At 28.5% G+C, this 20,661-nt stretch carries 16 protein-coding genes and 3 pseudogenes; 10 read left to right on the plus strand and 9 right to left on the minus strand.

Annotated features, from left to right (window positions below; translation table 11 throughout):
- Nucleotides 1–2: 2 nt before the first annotated feature.
- From FDN13_RS10200 to FDN13_RS10210, 3 pseudogenes are all read right to left on the minus strand, one after another.
- Nucleotides 3–1,758, minus strand: a pseudogene (locus FDN13_RS10200) (ISL3 family transposase).
- Nucleotides 1,759–1,862: 104 nt separating this feature from the next.
- Nucleotides 1,863–2,687 (minus strand): annotated as a pseudogene (locus FDN13_RS10205) (IS256 family transposase); the annotation flags it as partial.
- A 611-nt stretch (nucleotides 2,688–3,298) separates the two neighbouring features.
- Nucleotides 3,299–3,565: pseudogene (locus tag FDN13_RS10210) on the minus strand (hypothetical protein); the annotation flags it as partial.
- Between the two features lie 206 nt (nucleotides 3,566–3,771).
- Between FDN13_RS10210 and FDN13_RS10215 the strand changes: the two are divergent.
- The 3 genes from FDN13_RS10215 to srlE all read left to right on the plus strand — a co-directional run bounded on the left by FDN13_RS10215 (nucleotide 3,772) and on the right by srlE (nucleotide 7,375).
- Entirely contained in the window at nucleotides 3,772–5,067 is a 1,296-nt protein-coding gene (locus tag FDN13_RS10215; RefSeq protein ID WP_138980132.1) for an NAD(P)H-dependent oxidoreductase, read from the plus strand.
- Nucleotides 5,068–5,832: 765 nt separating this feature from the next.
- Complete coding sequence (gene srlA / locus FDN13_RS10220) at nucleotides 5,833–6,378, plus strand: PTS glucitol/sorbitol transporter subunit IIC (RefSeq protein ID WP_243120204.1); 546 nt, start codon at nucleotides 5,833–5,835, stop codon at nucleotides 6,376–6,378.
- Between the two features lie 22 nt (nucleotides 6,379–6,400).
- Nucleotides 6,401–7,375 carry a PTS glucitol/sorbitol transporter subunit IIB gene (gene srlE / locus FDN13_RS10225; RefSeq protein ID WP_138980135.1) on the plus strand — a complete coding sequence of 325 codons (975 nt, stop codon included), beginning with the start codon at nucleotides 6,401–6,403 and terminating at the stop codon, nucleotides 7,373–7,375.
- A gap of 205 nt (nucleotides 7,376–7,580) precedes the next feature.
- On the opposite strand, the gene FDN13_RS10230 is transcribed toward srlE, so the two are convergent.
- Nucleotides 7,581–8,165, minus strand: coding sequence for a transposase (locus FDN13_RS10230; RefSeq protein WP_138980137.1), 585 nt, complete (start codon nucleotides 8,163–8,165; stop codon nucleotides 7,581–7,583).
- A 36-nt stretch (nucleotides 8,166–8,201) separates the two neighbouring features.
- On the opposite strand from FDN13_RS10230, the gene FDN13_RS10235 reads away from it, so the two are divergent.
- The 3 genes from FDN13_RS10235 to FDN13_RS10245 all read left to right on the plus strand — a co-directional run bounded on the left by FDN13_RS10235 (nucleotide 8,202) and on the right by FDN13_RS10245 (nucleotide 10,374).
- Nucleotides 8,202–8,474: a transposase gene (locus FDN13_RS10235; RefSeq protein WP_138980138.1), complete on the plus strand. Its 273-nt coding sequence runs from the start codon at nucleotides 8,202–8,204 to the stop codon at nucleotides 8,472–8,474.
- Between the two features lie 53 nt (nucleotides 8,475–8,527).
- Nucleotides 8,528–8,863, plus strand: coding sequence for an IS3 family transposase (locus FDN13_RS10240; protein ID WP_138980140.1), 336 nt, complete (start codon nucleotides 8,528–8,530; stop codon nucleotides 8,861–8,863).
- Between the two features lie 366 nt (nucleotides 8,864–9,229).
- Nucleotides 9,230–10,374 (plus strand): IS3 family transposase gene (locus FDN13_RS10245; RefSeq protein WP_243120205.1). Its coding sequence is split into 2 segments (ribosomal slippage): nucleotides 9,230–9,476 and nucleotides 9,476–10,374, totalling 1,146 coding nucleotides; the frame shifts between segments, so codons are not numbered across the junction.
- Nucleotides 10,375–10,619: 245 nt separating this feature from the next.
- Here the strand turns inward: FDN13_RS10245 and FDN13_RS10250 are convergent.
- From FDN13_RS10250 to FDN13_RS10260, 3 genes are read right to left on the minus strand one after another with little or no spacing between them, the layout of a single operon-like run.
- Nucleotides 10,620–11,207 carry a YjbQ family protein gene (locus tag FDN13_RS10250; RefSeq protein ID WP_371414818.1) on the minus strand — a complete coding sequence of 196 codons (588 nt, stop codon included), beginning with the start codon at nucleotides 11,205–11,207 and terminating at the stop codon, nucleotides 10,620–10,622.
- Between the two features lie 24 nt (nucleotides 11,208–11,231).
- A complete protein-coding gene (locus FDN13_RS10255) occupies nucleotides 11,232–11,927 on the minus strand; it encodes a triose-phosphate isomerase (protein ID WP_138980141.1) in 696 nt (231 codons plus the stop codon).
- A gap of 9 nt (nucleotides 11,928–11,936) precedes the next feature.
- Nucleotides 11,937–12,776, minus strand: a complete 840-nt coding sequence (locus tag FDN13_RS10260) for a class II fructose-bisphosphate aldolase (protein WP_138980143.1) — start codon at nucleotides 12,774–12,776, stop codon at nucleotides 11,937–11,939.
- Nucleotides 12,777–13,075: 299 nt separating this feature from the next.
- Here FDN13_RS10260 and FDN13_RS10265 point away from each other — a divergent pair, with 299 nt between their 5' ends.
- The 3 genes from FDN13_RS10265 to FDN13_RS10275 all read left to right on the plus strand — a co-directional run bounded on the left by FDN13_RS10265 (nucleotide 13,076) and on the right by FDN13_RS10275 (nucleotide 14,129).
- A complete protein-coding gene (locus FDN13_RS10265) occupies nucleotides 13,076–13,330 on the plus strand; it encodes a hypothetical protein (protein WP_138980145.1) in 255 nt (84 codons plus the stop codon).
- Nucleotides 13,331–13,340: 10 nt separating this feature from the next.
- Nucleotides 13,341–13,571 (plus strand): hypothetical protein, encoded by a 231-nt coding sequence (locus FDN13_RS10270; protein ID WP_168190138.1) that lies wholly within the window; start codon nucleotides 13,341–13,343, stop codon nucleotides 13,569–13,571.
- Between the two features lie 216 nt (nucleotides 13,572–13,787).
- Entirely contained in the window at nucleotides 13,788–14,129 is a 342-nt protein-coding gene (locus FDN13_RS10275) for a hypothetical protein (RefSeq protein ID WP_168190139.1), read from the plus strand.
- A 1,323-nt stretch (nucleotides 14,130–15,452) separates the two neighbouring features.
- Here the strand turns inward: FDN13_RS10275 and FDN13_RS10280 are convergent.
- Nucleotides 15,453–16,748 carry an NAD(P)H-dependent oxidoreductase gene (locus tag FDN13_RS10280; protein WP_138980132.1) on the minus strand — a complete coding sequence of 432 codons (1,296 nt, stop codon included), beginning with the start codon at nucleotides 16,746–16,748 and terminating at the stop codon, nucleotides 15,453–15,455.
- Nucleotides 16,749–17,457: 709 nt separating this feature from the next.
- Here FDN13_RS10280 and FDN13_RS10285 point away from each other — a divergent pair.
- On the plus strand, nucleotides 17,458–18,408 hold the full coding sequence (locus tag FDN13_RS10285) for a sugar-binding transcriptional regulator (RefSeq protein ID WP_138980150.1): 951 nt from the start codon (nucleotides 17,458–17,460) through the stop codon (nucleotides 18,406–18,408).
- Nucleotides 18,409–19,706: 1,298 nt separating this feature from the next.
- Here the strand turns inward: FDN13_RS10285 and FDN13_RS10295 are convergent.
- Nucleotides 19,707–20,000: a transposase gene (locus FDN13_RS10295; protein ID WP_138980154.1), complete on the minus strand. Its 294-nt coding sequence runs from the start codon at nucleotides 19,998–20,000 to the stop codon at nucleotides 19,707–19,709.
- Nucleotides 20,001–20,661: the final 661 nt, after the last annotated feature.

The raw sequence follows: 20,661 nt of genomic DNA on the forward strand, positions 1-20,661 counted from the left end.
AGTTAGTTGAAATTAAGTAATAATACCTTTTGCCTAAGAAATTCAAAACTGCAACGACCATACATAATTCTCTTTATAACCTTTATTTTATTTATAATTCCTTCAGCTAAACCATTACTATATTCATATCTTATTGCATTCTTTACTGCTTCAAAATCTCTTTCTATTCCTGATATATAACTATTTAATTCAGGTATGTTTAACTCTTTTACTTCTTTAATCCATTTATCTATTTTATATATGTCTTTACTAGAAAGTATTTCTTTAAATTGCTTAACTAATTGATATATTTGTTTTAATTGAGGATAAAGCATTAGTACTTTTTCTAACTGTTCTTTTGTAATAGACTCAATTTTTTCAATATCTTTATAAAGTAATTTTATTAGGTTTTTTCTCTCAATGTTTTCATATTCATTGTTTATATGCTGCAAATTTTCAGTATTTCTTTTAATGTTTGCAATAAAATGTCTTACTAATGAATCTGACCCATTATATCCCTTATCTTTAATTATGTTGAATATTTTTGTTGAATTATAACCATTTGAATAGAGAGTTATAATTTCATCTTTATATTTATCTAGTTTACTTTTAAATTTATTTCCTACTGATGCATGATTTAATGTACCATCTGATTCAATGTATTTTTTTACTGTTTTACGGTCTAAACTTAATTCTTTAGATATTTGTGTTAGATTATAACCTTTTTCCTTTAGAGATTTAACCTTTTTAATTAGTTCTTCCTTTTGTTTGCGTTTAATTTCTTGATTGGCTTTTGCAATAATTTTTTTGTCATATTTTTCTTTTTCGCTATTATCTATCTTACAATATTTTATTACGCTTTTATTACCAATTCCTAAGGATAAACATATTTGGTTTATTGTATATCCTTTAGACCTCATTTCTTTTACTGCAAGTATTAATTCCCATTTTGTCTGATAATGATATTTATTCTTTATTTTAAGTATGTCTTGTTCCTGTATTATTTTAGGACTTTCAATTTTTATAACATGTTTAATAGTTCTTTTTATATATTCTTTGCAATAATCAGTTAAATTCTTTAATAAATGAAATCTATCGCTTATTTGTATTGCCAGAGGATGTGAATCTTTAATGACCTTTGAATAAGTAATAGATCCATCTCTACTGAATACTTCTATATCAGGATATTCATCTAACCATGTTTTTACCTTTTCATAATCTCTGGAATTTATAATATCAATAACTTTCTTAGTTTCTATATCTATCATTACTGTAGCATATTTATCTCTACGTTTTAATGCAAAATCATCTATACATACCTTTTTTATTAAATTTTTATCTATTTGAAAGATTGTTTTTTTTTATAATATTGCATATAGTACTTTTACTAATATCTACAGTATTTTTCTTTAATATTTTTGATGCAGTAATAGAACTTACATTTTTTGAAATATTTAATATTTCTTTTTCAAGCCTTTTAGTTTTCTTTGATTTATCTGATATAAACTCAAATCTTTCAGCAAATGTTTTTTTACTGCATTCAGGATTTTTACAAAACATTTTTCTGTTTTTAAGAATTATTTTTGTCTTTTTATCTTGAATAGGAAGATCCTGAAAACTCTTTTCATAGTAAGAATGTACTTTATATGAAACAGTATTACAATAAGGACATACAGCTTCAGCATTTTTAGAATTAACATATATATAAATAGTATCTTCTATTATTTCATACTTCTCTAATATTAACTTTTTATCCAATAATTTTATTAACGCTTCCATATTACAAATTTCTCCTTTAGTTCAAGTACCATATTAGTATATCAAATATAACATAGTGATTTCAACTAACTTTGGAAAGAACCGAATTTTTATTGACAATAACAATCTTTAAGATGTTTGTATGAAACATATTTAAATGAATTTCTCAATTGATGTATTATGCACCTTTGTATTTCTGACTTTGGATAAGCTGCTTGTATAGCTTCTTTCATTCCAGTGAGACCATCAACACAGAAAACCAGAACATCTTCTACACCCCTGCCCTTAAGGTCGTTAAGGACTCCAAGCCAGAATCTTGATGATTCATTTTCTCCTATCCATATACCAAGAACTTCTTTATATCCCTCAATGTTAACCCCAAGAACAACATAAGCTGCACGATTAAGAATACGTCCTTCTTCTCTTACTTTATAATGTATAGCATCCATAAATATAAAGGAATAAATTTTTTCTAAAGGTCTACTTTGCCATTCCTTAACTTCTGGAATAATACGATCTGTAATTTTACTAACATGCTCTGGTGATATATCTATGCCATAGAGATCTTTAATTTGATCCTGTATATCTCTTGTGCTCATTCCTCTAGCATAAAGGGATATTATCTTATCTTCAATTCCAGAGATATCTGTTTTATTTTTAGGAACAATTTTAGGCTCAAATTCGCTATTTCTGTCTCTTGGGACATCGATTTCCATTTCACCAAATTCAGTTTTAATTGTTTTTTTAGAAAATCCATTTCTGCTGTTATCGGTTTGCTTATTTTTTACATCATATTTTTCATAGCCTAAAGTTGTATCAAGCTCCGCTTGAAGCATTTCTTCTAAGACATCTTTAAATAATTCTTTAAGGGTAGATTGGATTCCAGGTACACTTGTGATGTTATTTTCTTTAATAAATTCTTTTAGTTGTGCTTTTGATAAAAGTGACATTAAAAATCTCCTCCTTGTCCTTTTCTCTTAATTCTTGCCAAGAAGGAGATACTTAAATCACTTTACACAAAATTTTTTACATACTCTTGAATTATTTTTTTAAAATTCTTCAATTTATAAAATCATGTTTTTTTCAGAGTACTTGGCTTTTTTACAATAAATTATTAGGCATATAGCAATGGCATATAATAGTGGGCAAAGCCTTTACCTTTCATAGATGACTAATAATTTATTACAATTCTCTCAAAGGATATGGAAGACTAATTTAATAATTAAGCTTAAATACTATGATAATCTACAACTATAGTGATATAATACAAAAATAACAGGTAGCCTAAAAGTAAGCTTTTGTTGAAAATAATGATCAAAATTGCTTAAACTATTTTAATATCAGGGTGGCATCTATGCTTCTTTCTCCTACAGTAAATTAACTCTATCTTTCTTTATTTGGGCTTAAAATATTTGTAGTTGTATATGGCATAATTCTTACCTCCGTGTTGTTTATTTGTTAGCAACTTTTATTTAACACGAAGTAAGGACTTATGCCAATTTTTATTTTTTGGTAGTATTACCAATTAGACTTTTATTTTTGCATAACTAAAGTTATTTTATATAAATTCCAATCGTTCAGCAAAGTTTTTTTTGCTGCATTCAGGATTTTTATAAAACATCTATCTGTTTTTAAGAATTATTTTTGTCTTTTTATTTTGAATAGAAAGATCCTGAAAACTCTTTTCATAGCAAGAATATGCTTTATCTGAAGAAGTATTACAATAAGGATATATAGCTTCAGAATTTTTAGATTTAACATATATATAAATAGTATCTTCTATTATAAATCTTGTTACATAGAGAGTTACATAAAAAACAAAAAACATTTCGAGAACAAATAAGAATATTTTATAAAATTTTACTTTATAAAAAATAATAAATTTTTAATGTATTGACACATCAAATGTATAGCATTATAATTTAAATGAACTTATGAAAATATATTGAACATTTGTAAAAATAAATAATATAGTATTGTACATATTTTCATTTTGTTACTATTAATTTTTTAAATAAGAATGGAGGAAGAGTTATGTTGGGATTAAATTACAAACTTCAGGAATTAGAAAGAATGGGAAAATTTATTTGCACTGGTATTATTGGTGCTGGACAAATGGGAAGAGGTATGGTTAGTCAGATGATACTGATGAGTGGTATGAAACCTTCAATAGTTGTTGATATTAACTTAGAAAGAGCTAGACAAGCATTTATCAGTGCTGGAATTAGTGAAGGAGAGATACTTATACCTAAAACACAAGAACAAGCGGATGAATGGATGAAAAAAGGAAAATTTATTATTACAGACAATAGTGATTTCGCTACTAAATCAGAAGTTATTCAAGTAGTTATAGAAGCGACAGGTGTAACTGAAGTAGGAGCTAAAATCGCTCTTGATACGATAATGAATAAGAAACATATTGTAATGTTAAATGCAGAAACCGATGCTGTAGTAGGTCCATTACTTAAAAAACTAGCTGATAATGCAGGGGTAGTATATACAGGAGCAGCTGGAGATGAACCAGGAGCTGTAAAGGAATTATATGATTTTGCGGTAGCAATGGGATTTGATGTTAGAGTAATAGGAAAAGGTAAGAACAACAAACTGGATTTTGATTGCAACCCAGATACAGTATTGGAGGAAGCAACAAAAAGAGGTGTTAGTCCTCATATGCTTGCAGCCTTTAAAGAAGGAAGCAAAACAATGGTTGAGTTGGCGGTTATGTCAAATGCAACAGGTTATGTTCCAGATATAAGAGGAGCTCATGGTATTGCTGGTAAAGTAGATGAATTGCCAAGCAAGCTAAGTTTAAAAGAAGAGGGTGGTGTGCTTAATAAATATGGTGTAGTAGAATTTGTTAACGGAATTGCACCGGGGGTATTTGTAATTGTAACAAGCAAACTTCCTGAAGTAAAAAAAGAGATGGAATACCTAAGCATGGGAAAGGGTCCAAACTATATATTATATAGACCATATCATCTATGTAGCTTAGAAACTCCATTATCAGCAGCTAAGGCAGTATTAGATCATCAGGCAACAATAGCACCATTAAACGGATTAGTTTCTGAAGTAATTACAGTTGCTAAAAAGGATTTAAAAGCGGGGCAAAATTTAGATGGAATAGGTGGATATACTGTCTATGGAACAATTGAGAGAGCGGAAATAGCTAAAGAGTTAAATGCACTGCCAGTTGGATTAGTAAATAAGAACACTATTTTAAAGAAAGATGTAAAGAAAGGTGAGATTATTACTTACGATATGGTTGAATTAAGAGAAGATTCACTGCTTCTTCAATTAAGAAGACTTCAGGATAAAATGTTTAACCTATAATTTTAGTATCAAAAATAAAAGTCCAATTGGCAATAATTCAAAAAAATAGAAATTAAGATGTGTTCTTGTTTCATGTTAAATAAAGTTATCACACAAAATAAGACTCAGGGATATGGACAATGTCATATATATCAATATAAATAATAAGTCCAAATAATAAAATAATCTACTATATAAATAATGTAAGCTACGGTGTATTAAAATTACAATTTAACCATTTATCCTGTCTAATTCAGAGCTTAATTAATATACATGGCAATAAATCAATTTCTTCAATTGACGAAAGTATTTCATCTGCAAAAGATAGAAACTATATTTACAAGTTTCTAAGCTGATACAAGTTGGATGATGTATTTTAGATAAAAACCGTTTTTATTAGGAATAATCTTCATAAATTGTTTAAACAAATATTGATACTTAATTATATTTGTCCATTTAATTCAACTTCTAAAGTTATAAGTAAAATAAGTTGCAACACATAGGTCGCAATATATTTAAGCTTTGTTGCAACTTAATTATAAAAAAGATTTAAACTATAAAAAACGAATATGGGGGTGGTTTAAGGAACTATATATGTAGTATTAGAATTATTTAAACATTAGACAATAAAATGACATGTGGATTTACTTCTTTTGAAAAAGTAAAATTGTTTATACTAAAAGAAAAGAAATTGTTTTGTTCTGGTAAACGTATTAGAAAAATAAAAATTGAAGAAAAATGATAATAATTATTTTATAATTTTTTTAGGAGGGGAAATCTATGCTAATGGGCTTAGCAAAATTTGCAGAGGCATTTATAGGATTATTTCAAAAGGGTGGAGAGACTTTTGTCGGTTTAGTAAGTGGTATTTTACCAACACTTATAGTATTAATAACTGCAGTTAATGGTTTAATTCAAATTATAGGAGAAGAGAGAGTAAACAAAGTAGCAAAATTAGCAACAAAAAACTTTATTACAAGATATACAGTATTCCCAATTATGGCGGTATTTTTTCTTGGGAATCCAATGTGTTATTCTTTTGGTAGATTTGTCGATGAGAAGTATAAGCCGGCTTTTTATGATGCAGCAGTATCTTTCGTACATCCTATTACTGGTTTATTTCCACATGCAAATCCAGCAGAATTATTTGTTTATATGGGAATTGCACAGGGAATTACCACTTTAGGGTTACCTTTAGGAAAATTAGCACTGAGATATTTTTTAGTTGGAGTTATTGTCATCTTTATTAGAGGAATAATAACAGAAAAGATAACAGCTTATATGTTAAATAAAAACGCACAATTAACAACAAAAACATTAGAAACTATGTAAAAAATAAGAGGAGGGGGATATCATGTATAATTGTGTAAAAATAGAAAAAGGTCCAAATGGCTGGGGAGGACCGTTAATCATACAGCCTACAGAAAAGAGAAATAAAATTGTAAGTGTAACAGGGCATGAAATACATCCTATAGCTAAGAAAATTGCAGAGTTGACCAATGGAGAATTAGTAAATGGCTTTGTAACGGGTGTACCTGAGGATGAAATAGCAGTAGTAGTTGTTGACTGTGGAGGTACAGCAAGATGTGGTGTGTATCCTAAGAAAAGAATTTATACTGTAAATATTATGCCGGTTGGACAAGCAGGCCCATTAGCTAAATATATTACAGAGGATATTTATGTGTCAGATGTTAAGGAAGCAAATATTTCATTATATAGTGGAGTAATTAATAAAACAGAAACAGCTAAATTAACAAAAGAAGAGAAAAACATTTATAAAAATAAACAAGCACAAAATGGTAAACAAAATTTCTTAGTTAAACTAGGAAATGGAATTGGAGATGTAGTAGGTAAGTTTTATCAAGCAGGAAGGGAAACAATTGAATCAGTTATTAAAAATATTCTTCCATTCATGGCTTTTGTAAGTATGCTAATTGGAATAATATTAAAGTCTGGAATAGGAGATTTTATAGCAAAAACAGTTACACCATATGTTGGCTCACTACCAGGATTACTGATTATATCAGTAATATGTTCTATTCCAGTTTTATCACCAATACTAGGACCAGGGGCAGTAATAGCTCAGGTAGTAGGAGTGTTAATTGGTGTAGAGATAGGTAAGGGGAATATACCGCCACAATATGCATTACCAGCATTATTTGCAATAAATGCTCAAGTTGGAGGGGACTTTGTACCAGTAGGGTTAAGTTTAGGAGAGGCTTCACCGGAAACTATAGAAGTAGGTGTACCTTCAGTGTTGTTTTCAAGACTCATAACTGGGCCATTAGCAGTACTAATTGCTTATTTTATGGGTATTGGCTTATATTAGAATTTGTACCTTTATTTATAGATTCTTTGTTAAATAAGGCTTTTGTCAATAGTTGGGGCGGGTATTTCATTAGAATGCCTGTCCTTTCTTGTTTGAGAGTGATTTTAGAAAGATAGGTTGGATAGGGGAGAGTGCCCCATAAAAAATTGTAGGACAAAAAGACCAACGGCAGTTGGTTTTGTAAAATATGGTATTATAATTTACTTTAATTACAGCAATGAAGAATTCTATTTCTAAACCTATCAAAGTTTTTAAAGCCGAAGACATTTCTTTTAATAACTTTAATTTTGTTATTAAAACCTTCAGTACAAGCATTTGTATATGGTATATCAAAAGAATTTACTATTTCATTAAAATATCTAATATAAGTATTAGCACATCTTTCAAATTCTTTAAGCCCACTGTTTTGTGCAAGTTTTATCCATTCATTTAATAAAACATGAGCTTCTTTAGAAGAAGAGGCAGTTTCAGTTATTTTTAAAAGTTTTTCCTTTAATGTGTGAGCAATAGCTAAATCACTATTGTAAGAAAACATAACTTGCAAAGCTAATTTTGAATCTTCATCAAGCAAGTTAGATCTTTTAAGAATAAGTTTTTTGCTTTTTTTAAAGTATTTTTTTAATTTAACAGATAGCTCTTTTTGTATACGTTTTCTAACAGCTTCTACAGCCCACATAGCATGCCTAATATAATGAAATTTATTAATAACAATAATGGCATTTTTAAAGTAAGTTTTAGCTAAATCAATATTGGTGTTAGTATAGTTTTGTAGACATATTAACTCGAACAAATTAAAATAAAATTAGAGAGAGGATGTGTCTACAAAATGGTAAGAAATCAAAGGAAATATACCGATGAATTTAAAAATACAATAGTAGAGCTATATAATTCAGGAAAAAGTTTAGCAGAGTTAAGCAGCGAATATGGCATTTCAAAGTCTACTATTAACGGTTGGATAAAAAACTCCAGACCTGTTGTTATTGATGAAGGTAAAGTTGTAATTATGAAAGAGTATAAGGCATTGAAGCAGGAGACGGTCAGGATTAAGGAGAAAAATGAAATACTAAAAAAAGCCATGGCCATATTTGCCAAACAGTAGATTCTATCTTTAAATTCATAGATGATAATAAGGACAAACATGATGTTAAGCTAATGTGTAAACTGCTTAAGGTTTCAAGAAGCTCTTATTACAAAAGCCTTAACCAAGTTGAAAGTAAAAGAAGTATTGAGAATAAAAGATTAAAAGAAGAAATTCTTAAAATATATAATGATAATAAAAAACGTTATGGAGCTCCTAAAATTTATAAAATACTAATAAGTCATGGAGAATCCATAAGTTTAAAGAGAGTTCAAAGGTTGATGAATGATTTAGGTATAAAGTCAATAGTTTGTAAGAAGTACAAGCCCTATTCATCTAAAACCAAGGTTGAAAAAAGGGAAATCATCTTAAAAAGAAATTTTTCAACAACTACAATCAATGAAAAATGAGTTACAGATATTACATATATCCATACTTTGCGTGATGGATGGTGCTACCTTGCTTCTGTGATGGACCTTCATAGTAGAAAAATAATAGGCAATAATAGGTTATGCCTTTGATAAGGTTATGAATAGTGATTTAGCTATTAGAGAATGCTTATGAATGTCAGAAGCCAGGTAAACAGGTTATATTACCCAGTGATTTAGGAACATAGTATACAATCTTTAAATTTGCATAATATATATCAGAAATAAAATTTATTCACTCATTCAGTTCCAAGGGAAATCCCTATGACAATGCCTGGTGTTAGTATATTAGTGTAGACACAAAAAGCCGAACGCCTTAAAATATAAAAAGGGAAGGAAGTGTCTACAATGGCAAAAGGGCAAAAGTATTATACAGAAGAATTTAGAAAGACAATTGTAGAGCTCTATAACTCTGGTAAGAGTTTGGCAGAACTTAACAGCGAATATGGCATATCAAAATCAACAATTAATGGATGGATTAAGAAAGCTAAACCAATAACTGTGGATAAAGATACAACTATAACGTCAGTAGAGTATCAAACAATGTTAAAGAAGATGGCAAGGCTTGAGGAGGAAAATGAAATATTAAAAAAAGCCATGGCCATATTCGCAAAGAAGTAACCTCTATTTTTGAATTTATCAATGAGCATAAAGAAGAGCATGATATTAAGCTAATGTGTGAAGTCTTAAAGGTTTCAAGAAGCTCTTTTTATAAGTATCTAAACAAAACCGAAAGCAAAAGAAGCATAGAAAACAAGATGTATGAGGAAGAAATACTGAAGATCTATAAAAATAGTAAAGGTCGTTATGGTGCTCCCAAAATACATAAAGTGTTGCGTGAGGAAAGAGGACATGCCATAAGCCTTAAGAGAGTCCAAAGGATTATGAAAAAACTAAATATAAAGTCCATAATTATCAAAAAATTCAGACCTCAATTTTCCAAAAGCAAAATAGAAGCTAAAGAAAACGTTTTAAAAAGAGATTTTTCAACAACTACAATAAATGAAAAATGGGTTACTGATATAACTTATATTTATACACTCAAGGACAGATGGTGCTATCTTGCTTCAGTTTTGGATCTTCATACAAAGAAAATTATTGGCTATGCTTTTTCAAAGACTATGGATACAGAACTAGCTATAAAAGCCGTAGAAAATGCCTACATAACTCAAAAACCAAAGAATACTGTTATACTCCACAGTGATTTGGGCTCACAGTATACAAACTCTAAATTTGATGATTATCTTAAAGAGCATAATATAGTTCATTCCTTCAGCGGCAAGGGATGCCCCTATGACAATGCTTGTATAGAATCCTTTCATGCTACACTAAAAAAGGAAGAAGTAAACTTAGCTACATACTATGACTTTGATGCTGCAAGAATAGCTATATTTGAATACATAGAATCCTGGTATAATAGAAAAAGGCTTCATAGCAGTATCGGTTATATGACTCCTCAACAGCTTGAAGATGCCTTAAGAAAAACTGCATAAAAGTTTGAGTTTTTGTGTCTACTATATTGACATAAATCCATAAAGATATTAATAGGATAAAAGATTAACAAATCCAGTAGAAGGCTTTATAGCTTACTCTACTGGATTTGTTTTATCAAAGGATAAATGGTTAGCAAATACGTAAATTTTTTGACGCTTACGCTTTTGCTTACATTTTATGTGCGAAAGTTGAGTTATTAAAATAATCCTCAAAATTAAAATTAATTAAAAAGTTTCATTATAGTTTATTCTCCTAATACAATGATTTTACATTTACGAGTACGTGATCTTGTACGATCAAAATCTACAAAGTATATATAACCAGTTGTTCCTACTCCTAATTTTCCATTGTCAACTTCAAATACCTGACTGGAACCAAGTAATGTTGCTTTTAAATGTGCATCGCAATTTAAAAGGGCAGAGCGATCTCCGTTTGGTAGATAATCTTCTGCATCTGGCCATGAAGCAACAGCTTTGTAATGATTTTCACCAGGATAGTTATATTGCCCTTCTGAAACATGGTCTGGAATTATTTTTTGAAGAATATTATTCAAATCGGCTTGAAGAAATTCATCCCCATTTTCAGTATAATCATGAACAAATTCTTCAAAGAATACAGAACAGGTGGTATGTGGAGAAATAACAACACAAATACCATTTTTAATTTTACTCTTTTTTATTATTTCTTGTACAAAAGGAGTAATATTAAAAAAAGTTGGAGTACCTCCATGTGAGGTTAAATTAATTTGTTCTTTATAGATATTCATACTATGACCTCCCATTAATATTTTATCTATTACTATTACTGCTTTTAAATTATTTATATCTATCATTAAAATACTCTTAAGTGTAATTTTTCAATACTTCATATTTTCGTTTGTAGCCTTAACAATTGCTTGTATCATTTCTTCTAGTTTTTTTCCTTTGTCTGGAGCATTGAGTATTCCACTTGTTGCACCGGAGCCATCAGCACCATTTACTATTACTTTGTAAACATCCTCACCAGTAGTTATCCCTGAAGCCTGCATGACTAAAATATTTTTATCTATTTCTTTTATCTTAGTGGTAGTTTCAATCATATATTCGGAACTGCTTGTCTTTCCAGTTCCAATTAAAGCAGTTGGTTCACACAATAATATATCAGGACCTAACTTAGCAATAGCAATGGCTTCTTCAAGGCAATCAGCACAAACAATTGTAATAATATCTAATTCTTTTGCTCTTTTAATAGTTTTAACCAAATTAGTTAATGTAAGAGAGTGTTCTGCATGATTTAAGAATACTGCCTCAGCTCCTGCTGCTTTTAATGATTCAGGTAAAATATATCCCATTCCACGTCCTGGAACTAATGGATCCATATGTTGAGCTGTTATTTTAATATATTTTGTATGAGACTTTATATTAGCCAAATCTGTAAAAGGTGCAGTATAGAATATATCTATCCCATACTTTTCAGCAAGCTTATCTGCAACAAGTGCAAGCTGCAAACTTTCTTCCCCATATAAATATGATTTTGGATTAACTATAAAAAAAGGTGTTCTTATTTTTTTCATTTTTTTACCTCACTCTATAAATTTTTTTGTTTGAAATACATCATAATAATGTTCAAGGCATTCTTTCATGCCTTCTATTTGTGCATTTCGCAATTCATAATAATCATTGTATTTAGTATTTTTTGTTTTATTAAATGCTGCAGTTACCAAATCAGTGTAAATATTTATTTTACTTATTCCTTCAGTAGCACATCTTCTAAGATTATCATCTCCTGTTGATGAACCTCCATGAAGTACTAAAGGAGTATCTATTGCATTTCTAATTTCCATTAGCCTTTTGAAATCTATAACTGGTTTTCCTTTGTAAGTCCCATGAGCTGTTCCTATAGATATTGCTAGAGAATCTACCTCTGTAAGTTCAACAAATTTCTTTGCTTCTTCAACGGTTGTATAAATACTATTACTATTATCTTTACTTTTGTAATCCTCTCCACCACCAACATGTCCTATTTCAGCTTCTACAACTACTCCTCTAAGATGAGCATACTCAACAATCTCCCTTGTCTTTTTTACATTATCTTCAAAGGAATCCATAGAAGCATCTATCATTACGGACTTGAAACCTTCATCTATAGCCCTAATTATTAGTTCTTTAGTTGTACCATGATCAAGATGTAATACAGCAGGAATCTTTGCCTTTTCTGCATAATATTTACCTAGATATATTGCCTCATCAAAGGTTAAAAATTTCTTATGAACTTCTGCATATGCTAAAATAATTGGCAAATTAAGCTTTTCTGCAACTTCAATATAAGCTTTAATGGAAACTTGATCTACATAATTTGGAGCTGGTATAGCAAAATTTTTTTTTCTTGTTACCTTATATAATTCTTTTGACGAAACTATCAAAATATCATCTCCTTTAAAAATTATATACTCAATTTTGGCACATAAAAATGTAAGCTAAAGTTTTTTAAATTTAAAATTTTAAAACAAAAATATTCTACAATTTGGTATAATAGAATTACGACAAACAAATACACCATTGAATGGAATATTTTGAATACTATTATACAAAATAAAGATGTAAAATTAGATTTACTAATGATTAATTTTTTAAAAATAGTAAGATTGCTTCTATTCTTAATCAGTGTAATTTTTCTAAATAAAGTGGAGTTCCATGTATTGCAGTTTTTAAATTTATATTATTGCTTGTATTTACAAGTAAAAACATATACCGTACGTTTGAAGCAAATTATAATGTAGATTTTTCAAAAGATACGGCGTATAGATTTTTAAACTCTTTAAGATTTAATTGGAAAAAATATTTATTACTTCTATCCTCATCAATTATAAAAAATACTTTGGCAGTATTGACTTCTCATGATAGAGTAAATGTACTTATTGTAGATGATTCAATGTATAGCAAAAATAGAAGTAAATCAGTTGAACTTCTTGCATAAGTTTTTGACCTTGTACAAGGAAAATATTTGCAAGGTTTTTTGTCTATTAACTCTTGGATGGTCAGATCGAAACACATTTTTACCAGTTGCTTTTTCCTTGCTTTCCTCAGAAAAAGAAGAAAACATACTTTACGATGTTAATAAATTTATTGATAAAAGAACTAATGGATATAAACTACGTAAAGAAGCTGTTAGTAAATCCTCTAATATTATGATTGATATGATTGCTGAAGCTTTATAATATGGGATTCCAGCATCTTATGTTTTATTTGACAGTTGGTTTACTTATCCTAAAACTTTGATAAAAATACTTAAACTAAAATTGCATACAATATCTATGGTTAAATCAATGTAAAGGATATATTACCGCTACAATGGTAAATGTTACAATATAAATGATTTATATGCTTCTTTAAAGAAAAAACGTGGCAAGGCTAAAATATTATCTTCAGTTATTGTGGGTATTGGCTTTGATGAAAACGGTAATAAAGTTAAAGCTAAAATTGTATTTTTAAGAGATAATAACAGAAGTCATAACTATCTTACTCTTATCTCAACAGATATAACGCTGAATGATGAAGAAATCATAAGAATTTATGTCAAACGTTGGGATATTGAGGTTTTCTTTAAAATGAATGAGTCTTTTCTCAAACTTGGCAAAGAATTTCAAAGCTGTTCTTATGATTCTATGGTAGCTCATACATCAATTGTTTTTACCAAATATATCATGCTTTTAATAGAAAATCGAAACATTAAGGATTTAAGAACTATTGCTGGATTATTTTTTTCAATGCTGTGATGAACTACAAAATATTCAATTTTGCGAAGCCTTACGGCCTGTCATAAATATTTTAAAAAATCTATTAAGTGAAAAATTAACTCTTTCAAAGGACATTATTGTCTGAATTATAGATAATTTTATTAAGGCTCTGCCTTGTTATATCAAGGAAAAGTTAGTGTTATTGTCCTGCGAAAGTTGAGTATTTAATTTATCTTATGCATGCACTCTATAATTTAGATTAAGAAAGATACAGTTATGCTATAAAAATTTCAAAAGAGCTTCTTGAAAAATGAGAGATATAAAATAAAATGCTCATGAAAAAAGATTGAAAATAAATCCAGTAGAAGGCTTTATAGCTTTCGCTACTGGATTTATTTTATTTAAAGGATAAATGGTTAGCGAATACGAGATTTTTGAGTCATATATTCTAATTTATAACTTTAGATAGATAGGCAATTTTAAAAATCAAATTACTAATTATGGAAAATATAAAAGCATAGCAATATTTATCCAATCTTAGGGATTAAAATTTACGTGATGATAAAATACTGTTGTTAAAATTTGTTATACAACTTTTAGATACTTGTAAACCTTATTTAATGGTACATTTTTTTATACTTTATAGTATATAAATTGAATTAATTCTTTAGCCAATAGGCTATTTTGATAGTTTATTGCTTCAAAAATAGTTTTAATATAAGGGTTTTTTGATATATTCTAAACACTTCTAACATTGCTCTTTTATGGAGTAAGGTTTATAGTCAATAGGTATAGAAGTATACCCTGCTACAAAATCAGAAGTAACAACACAGTGAGACCACACATTTTTGTCTTCGGCATGAGAAAAATGATCATTTAAACGCTACATCTTTTTAGTCGCAGGTTTGGGATTTATAATATTATCAATAACTAAAAACCCTACGGGTTTTGACTTTATATATCTTTCAAGAAACAAGTTTAAATAAGTAATGAGGCTTCTGTTAAGAAATTTATCATCCCATTGAGAATTGCTTAGAAACTTGTAAATATAGTTTCTATCTTTTGCAGATGAAATACTTTCGTCAATTGAAGAAATTGATTTATTGCCATGTATATTAATTAAGCTCTGAATTAGACAGGATAAATGGTTAAATTGTAATTTTAATACACCGTAGCTTACATTATTTATATAGTAGATTATTTTATTATTTGGACTTATTATTTATATTGATATATATGACATTGTCCATATCCCTGAGTCTTATTTTGTGTGATAACTTTATTTAACATGAAACAAGAACACATCTTAATTTCTATTTTTTTGAATTATTGCCAATTGGACTTTTATTTTTGATACTAAAATTATAGGTTAAACATTTTATCCTGAAGTCTTCTTAATTGAAGAAGCAGTGAATCTTCTCTTAATTCAACCATATCGTAAGTAATAATCTCACCTTTCTTTACATCTTTCTTTAAAATAGTGTTCTTATTTACTAATCCAACTGGCAGTGCATTTAACTCTTTAGCTATTTCCGCTCTCTCAATTGTTCCATAGACAGTATATCCACCTATTCCATCTAAATTTTGCCCCGCTTTTAAATCCTTTTTAGCAACTGTAATTACTTCAGAAACTAATCCGTTTAATGGTGCTATTGTTGCCTGATGATCTAATACTGCCTTAGCTGCTGATAATGGAGTTTCTAAGCTACATAGATGATATGGTCTATATAATATATAGTTTGGACCCTTTCCCATGCTTAGGTATTCCATCTCTTTTTTTACTTCAGGAAGTTTGCTTGTTACAATTACAAATACCCCCGGTGCAATTCCGTTAACAAATTCTACTACACCATATTTATTAAGCACACCACCCTCTTCTTTTAAACTTAGCTTGCTTGGCAATTCATCTACTTTACCAGCAATACCATGAGCTCCTCTTATATCTGGAACATAACCTGTTGCATTTGACATAACCGCCAACTCAACCATTGTTTTGCTTCCTTCTTTAAAGGCTGCAAGCATATGAGGACTAACACCTCTTTTTGTTGCTTCCTCCAATACTGTATCTGGGTTGCAATCAAAATCCAGTTTGTTGTTCTTACCTTTTCCTATTACTCTAACATCAAATCCCATTGCTACCGCAAAATCATATAATTCCTTTACAGCTCCTGGTTCATCTCCAGCTGCTCCTGTATATACTACCCCTGCATTATCAGCTAGTTTTTTAAGTAATGGACCTACTACAGCATCGGTTTCTGCATTTAACATTACAATATGTTTCTTATTCATTATCGTATCAAGAGCGATTTTAGCTCCTACTTCAGTTACACCTGTCGCTTCTATAACTACTTGAATAACTTCTGATTTAGTAGCGAAATCACTATTGTCTGTAATAATAAATTTTCCTTTTTTCATCCATTCATCCGCTTGTTCTTGTGTTTTAGGTATAAGTATCTCTCCTTCACTAATTCCAGCACTGATAAATGCTTGTCTAGCTCTTTCTAAGTTAATATCAACAACTATTGAAGGTTTCATACCACTCATCAGTATCATCTGACTAACCATACCTCTTCCCATTTGTCCAGCACCAATAATACCAGTGCAAATAAATTTTCCCATTCTTTCTAATTCCTGAAGTTTGTAATTTAATCCCAACATAACTCTTCCTCCATTCTTATTTAAAAAATTAATAGTAACAAAATGAAAATATGTACAATACTATATTATTTATTTTTACAAATGTTCAATATATTTTCAATTGTTCAAATAGATTATAATGCTATATTTTTCTTATGTCAATACATTTAAAAAAATTTATATTTATTATTTAAAAACTTATAAATGTAAATGCAACTTTGATTTGTTGCAGATAGAATATTTTTTGAAATTGAAGAAATTGATTTATTGCTTGTACGGATATTAAGTCTTGTATTCAATTGGAAAAATAATTCAATCGAGGTTTAGACCAACTATCTATAATTTACATTGTTTATATAGTTATAAATTTTTTATTTGAGCTTAAAATATTTGTATTTGTATAAGGCATACTTCTTTCCTCTGCGTTGTTTATTTGTTTGCAACTTTTATTTAATAAGAAGTAAGGTCTTATGCCGATTTTTATTTTTTGGTAATATTATCAGTTAGACTTTTGCATACTAAGGTTATTAAATATAATTTGTATTTGTATAAGCAATTTAAAAAATTTGTTGTTTAGTTGCTATTTATTTTTTAAGTATAAAATTTTTTATTTTTGTATTAGTTTAAATATTTATATTGTAAATGTAATAAAATACAATTATAATTAAAACAAAGAGCATATTGTTCAAAAGAGAACAAGTGTAAAGAAATGAGGGGTTGATAAGGAGTTATGATAAAAATTGTAGATAATAAAAATTTAATAATTAAATGTTGCAAATTATATTATGAAGAGTCGCTTACTCAGAATGAGATTAGTGAAATATTAGGTGTATCAAGGCCAACTGTATCAAGATTATTGATGGAAGGTAGAGAACTAGGGTATGTAAAAATTGAAATTATAAATCCTATAGAAAGTAATTATGGAGCTTTAGAAAGGGATATTGAAAGGAAATACAATCTTAGGGAAGTTATTATTGTGGATGATGATTCTGACGAAGATATTATAAAAAGGCAAATAGCAAAATCTACAGCTGAATATCTAAAAAGAATCGTCAGGTTTAATGATAAAATTGGTGTTTCTATGGGAACAACTATAAAAGGAATTTCACAATATATAGATCCAGCACCAAAGCTTAAACTTAATTTTTTCCCACTTATAGGAGGTATTGGTCAAAGTAGAATGGAAATACATCCCAATCAGATAGTAATGGATTTATCAAGAGCATTTAAAGGAGAGTTTAAATTATTACATGCTCCAGCAGTAGTTTCTAATGCTAGCATAAAGAATGATTTTTTAAGAGAAAAAAGTATTAGAGAGATATTAGAATATGGGAAGCAAGCAAATATTGCTATAGTAGGTATAGGTTCGCCAATAGCAGAGAAGTCAACAATGATGTCTAGTGGATATTTTAATAATGATGATATGAAGATATTTAAAAGCCAAGGAGCAGTTGGCGATATCTGCTTACAATTCTATGATATAAATGGGAATTCAGATAAATTTGACTTTAATGAACGAGTAATTGGTGTAAATTTAAATGATTTAAAAAAAATAAAAATTGTGATTGGTGTTGCTGCAGGTGTAGAAAAGATAGAGGCTATTTTAGGAGCAATAAGAGGCAACTTAATTAATGTTTTAGTAACTAATTATAGTAATGCAAAAGCTATTTATGAAAAGTAAAGGTATAAAAATAGTCTTAGTAGTAAGATGTATAAGCTGTGTTTGTCATCTATAATAGATAATAAACATCCTTTTTACTTGCAAAATGAAACAAAGCAAAAGATTATAAAACATCTATTAAAGGATATAATGTAAAATCTAGAATCGTTCTAACTTTTGAATCAATGATTAATGTGAGATAATATTCTTTGTTTTTAAAAAATAACTGTTTTATTAGTATGCTCATTCATTAGAAATATTTTAATTGTAATTTTTAATAAACTTATTAATTATATAATTGATGAAAATAGCACAAGATTTTTGCAGAAAAATGTAATGATTAAATAAGGAAATTGCACAATTATGTTTTAGTAATATTCCAATATTAGAAATTATTGATGATTTTTAAACGTACTTTAATAAGCATCTTATAAGGCTGTAGATAACTTAAAATATTGAAATTTTAGGACTAAGTTACTGTGGATAACTTCTTTTATACATTTACAGCAATAACACCTGCTATTAAAGTTATACAGTTTAATAAAGCATAAGTTTTAGTCTTCTTTATATCTCATGAACATATATTATCTGTATTTAAATATTCCTTTAGTCTGCTGTTATATCTTGTAACAGAGGTTCGTTTATCATAAAGTTTATTTCATTCTTCTAAACCTTTTATGGGAAAACTGTAAAACCTATGATTGTTTTTATAGTTAACCTTAATGTGGTAACCATAGTTTGAACTACTATACCAGTGAATTCCATTGTGGCAGTCAATCCTGTCTACGGCATGATGACATCTGAATTTTAAGTAGTTTCTATACTTACATCAGTAAGCAGGTTCAAACCCATTGAACATATAGGATGAAGATTCTCACTAAGTTCACTTGGCAGGGCAAGACTTCCTTTCTTGTTATATGAGATAATTGCTTGACCTTTGGCCTCTTTAATGATGTAGTTATAGATATTCTCTATATCATATATTGAATCCATAATGTAATATGAAGATACGAATAGTGGTCCATAAAACTCCTTTAACTGTTTAATCAATGATATTGCTTCTATACTATCATTTACACTTGTAGGTATTACAATTATATTGAGAGGAAGCTCACTCTTACAATCACAAAGTATATGAAGCTACCATTCGAACCATTTGACATCATTACCATTTGTATCTTTTTTCTTACCCTAGTTGAGCGATGAGCCATAATCATTAATTTTTGACCTTGGCTTTAATTTTCCAAAGGCTGTAAGCTTTATAGAATCTATTGCAACTTCACTACCATCAATTATCCCAAGGCTTTTGACTCTAACTACTATAGCTTTAAATTCTTCTTCAAGTCCATCAATATTTTAGAGTTTATCAAGGACTTGCTAAATGTAGATTCTGGTGGAAGAGGGTTTAAGATGTCAAAGCCACAGTTGTACTTGAAGATAAAATCAGTAGCAAGTCTTTGAACCAATGTTGATATATTTTTAATCTTTTCAAGCTTCATATCAATCAGAGCATACAATAGTGGTAAGGTATTATAACCTTTAGGAACACGACTGCTATTTGGTTTTGACAGCTTTGAAGTAAAGGTAGTAAAATCAAGTTGGGACAAAACCATTTACAATTTACTTTCAGGATGAATTTTTATTATATCTTGAAGAATAAAAAATTCTTTTCGAATATATAAGTGAGATTCACTCATTTGTTGGTTTATTTTTATTGAACTTAATATATTTGATATTTGGTATGAATTTCATTTTTGCTTTTTAAAAATTTTGTATTATCAAGCTTAAAAAATATGCAATTTACTCAACTAAATGAAATACTTTAGTATTATAAGGTAATTTTAAAAATCTCGATATTATTGAAATAGAAAAAACTATTTTAAATTAAAGATTAAATATAGAAATAATCAAAAATAATAAGAAAAGTATTTGTTAAATTTATTTTTATTAATTAACTCAATATATGCTAGATTTTTCTAAGTCTTAAAACATATAAAACGATTATATTTTTTAGAATTATAAGTAAAATGAGAATTTATTCATAATCCTAAGTATATAAGTTTCTTTGTATAAATAGGATAACAGAGATGCACTATTATGGTACAATTTTTCCCATAAAAATCATTAAGATTATATTGACTTATGTATTCATTATATCGATGTTTTTAATTATCTGACTTATGTTTATTAAAATAAAGTGATAAATGTTATATCTATAGTATCATTGATATATAATTTTATCGATTAATTTTCAGATAATTTCATTTCTTATTC

Source organism: Caloramator sp. E03 (assembly GCF_006016075.1).
GTDB lineage: Bacteria > Bacillota > Clostridia > Clostridiales > Caloramatoraceae > Caloramator_B.

Coding starts and splice junctions, on each gene's coding strand:
- FDN13_RS10215 (WP_138980132.1), top strand. CDS start 3,772: ATGTTGGGATTAAATTACAAACTTCAGGAATTAGAAAGAATGGGAAAA.
- srlA (WP_243120204.1), top strand. CDS start 5,833: ATGGGCTTAGCAAAATTTGCAGAGGCATTTATAGGATTATTTCAAAAG.
- srlE (WP_138980135.1), top strand. CDS start 6,401: ATGTATAATTGTGTAAAAATAGAAAAAGGTCCAAATGGCTGGGGAGGA.
- FDN13_RS10235 (WP_138980138.1), top strand. CDS start 8,202: ATGGTAAGAAATCAAAGGAAATATACCGATGAATTTAAAAATACAATA.
- FDN13_RS10240 (WP_138980140.1), top strand. CDS start 8,528: ATGTGTAAACTGCTTAAGGTTTCAAGAAGCTCTTATTACAAAAGCCTT.
- FDN13_RS10250 (WP_371414818.1), bottom strand. CDS start 11,207: ATGATAGATATAAATAATTTAAAAGCAGTAATAGTAATAGATAAAATA.
- FDN13_RS10255 (WP_138980141.1), bottom strand. CDS start 11,927: ATGAAAAAAATAAGAACACCTTTTTTTATAGTTAATCCAAAATCATAT.
- FDN13_RS10280 (WP_138980132.1), bottom strand. CDS start 16,748: ATGTTGGGATTAAATTACAAACTTCAGGAATTAGAAAGAATGGGAAAA.
- FDN13_RS10285 (WP_138980150.1), top strand. CDS start 17,458: ATGATAAAAATTGTAGATAATAAAAATTTAATAATTAAATGTTGCAAA.
- FDN13_RS10295 (WP_138980154.1), bottom strand. CDS start 20,000: ATGGTTTTGTCCCAACTTGATTTTACTACCTTTACTTCAAAGCTGTCA.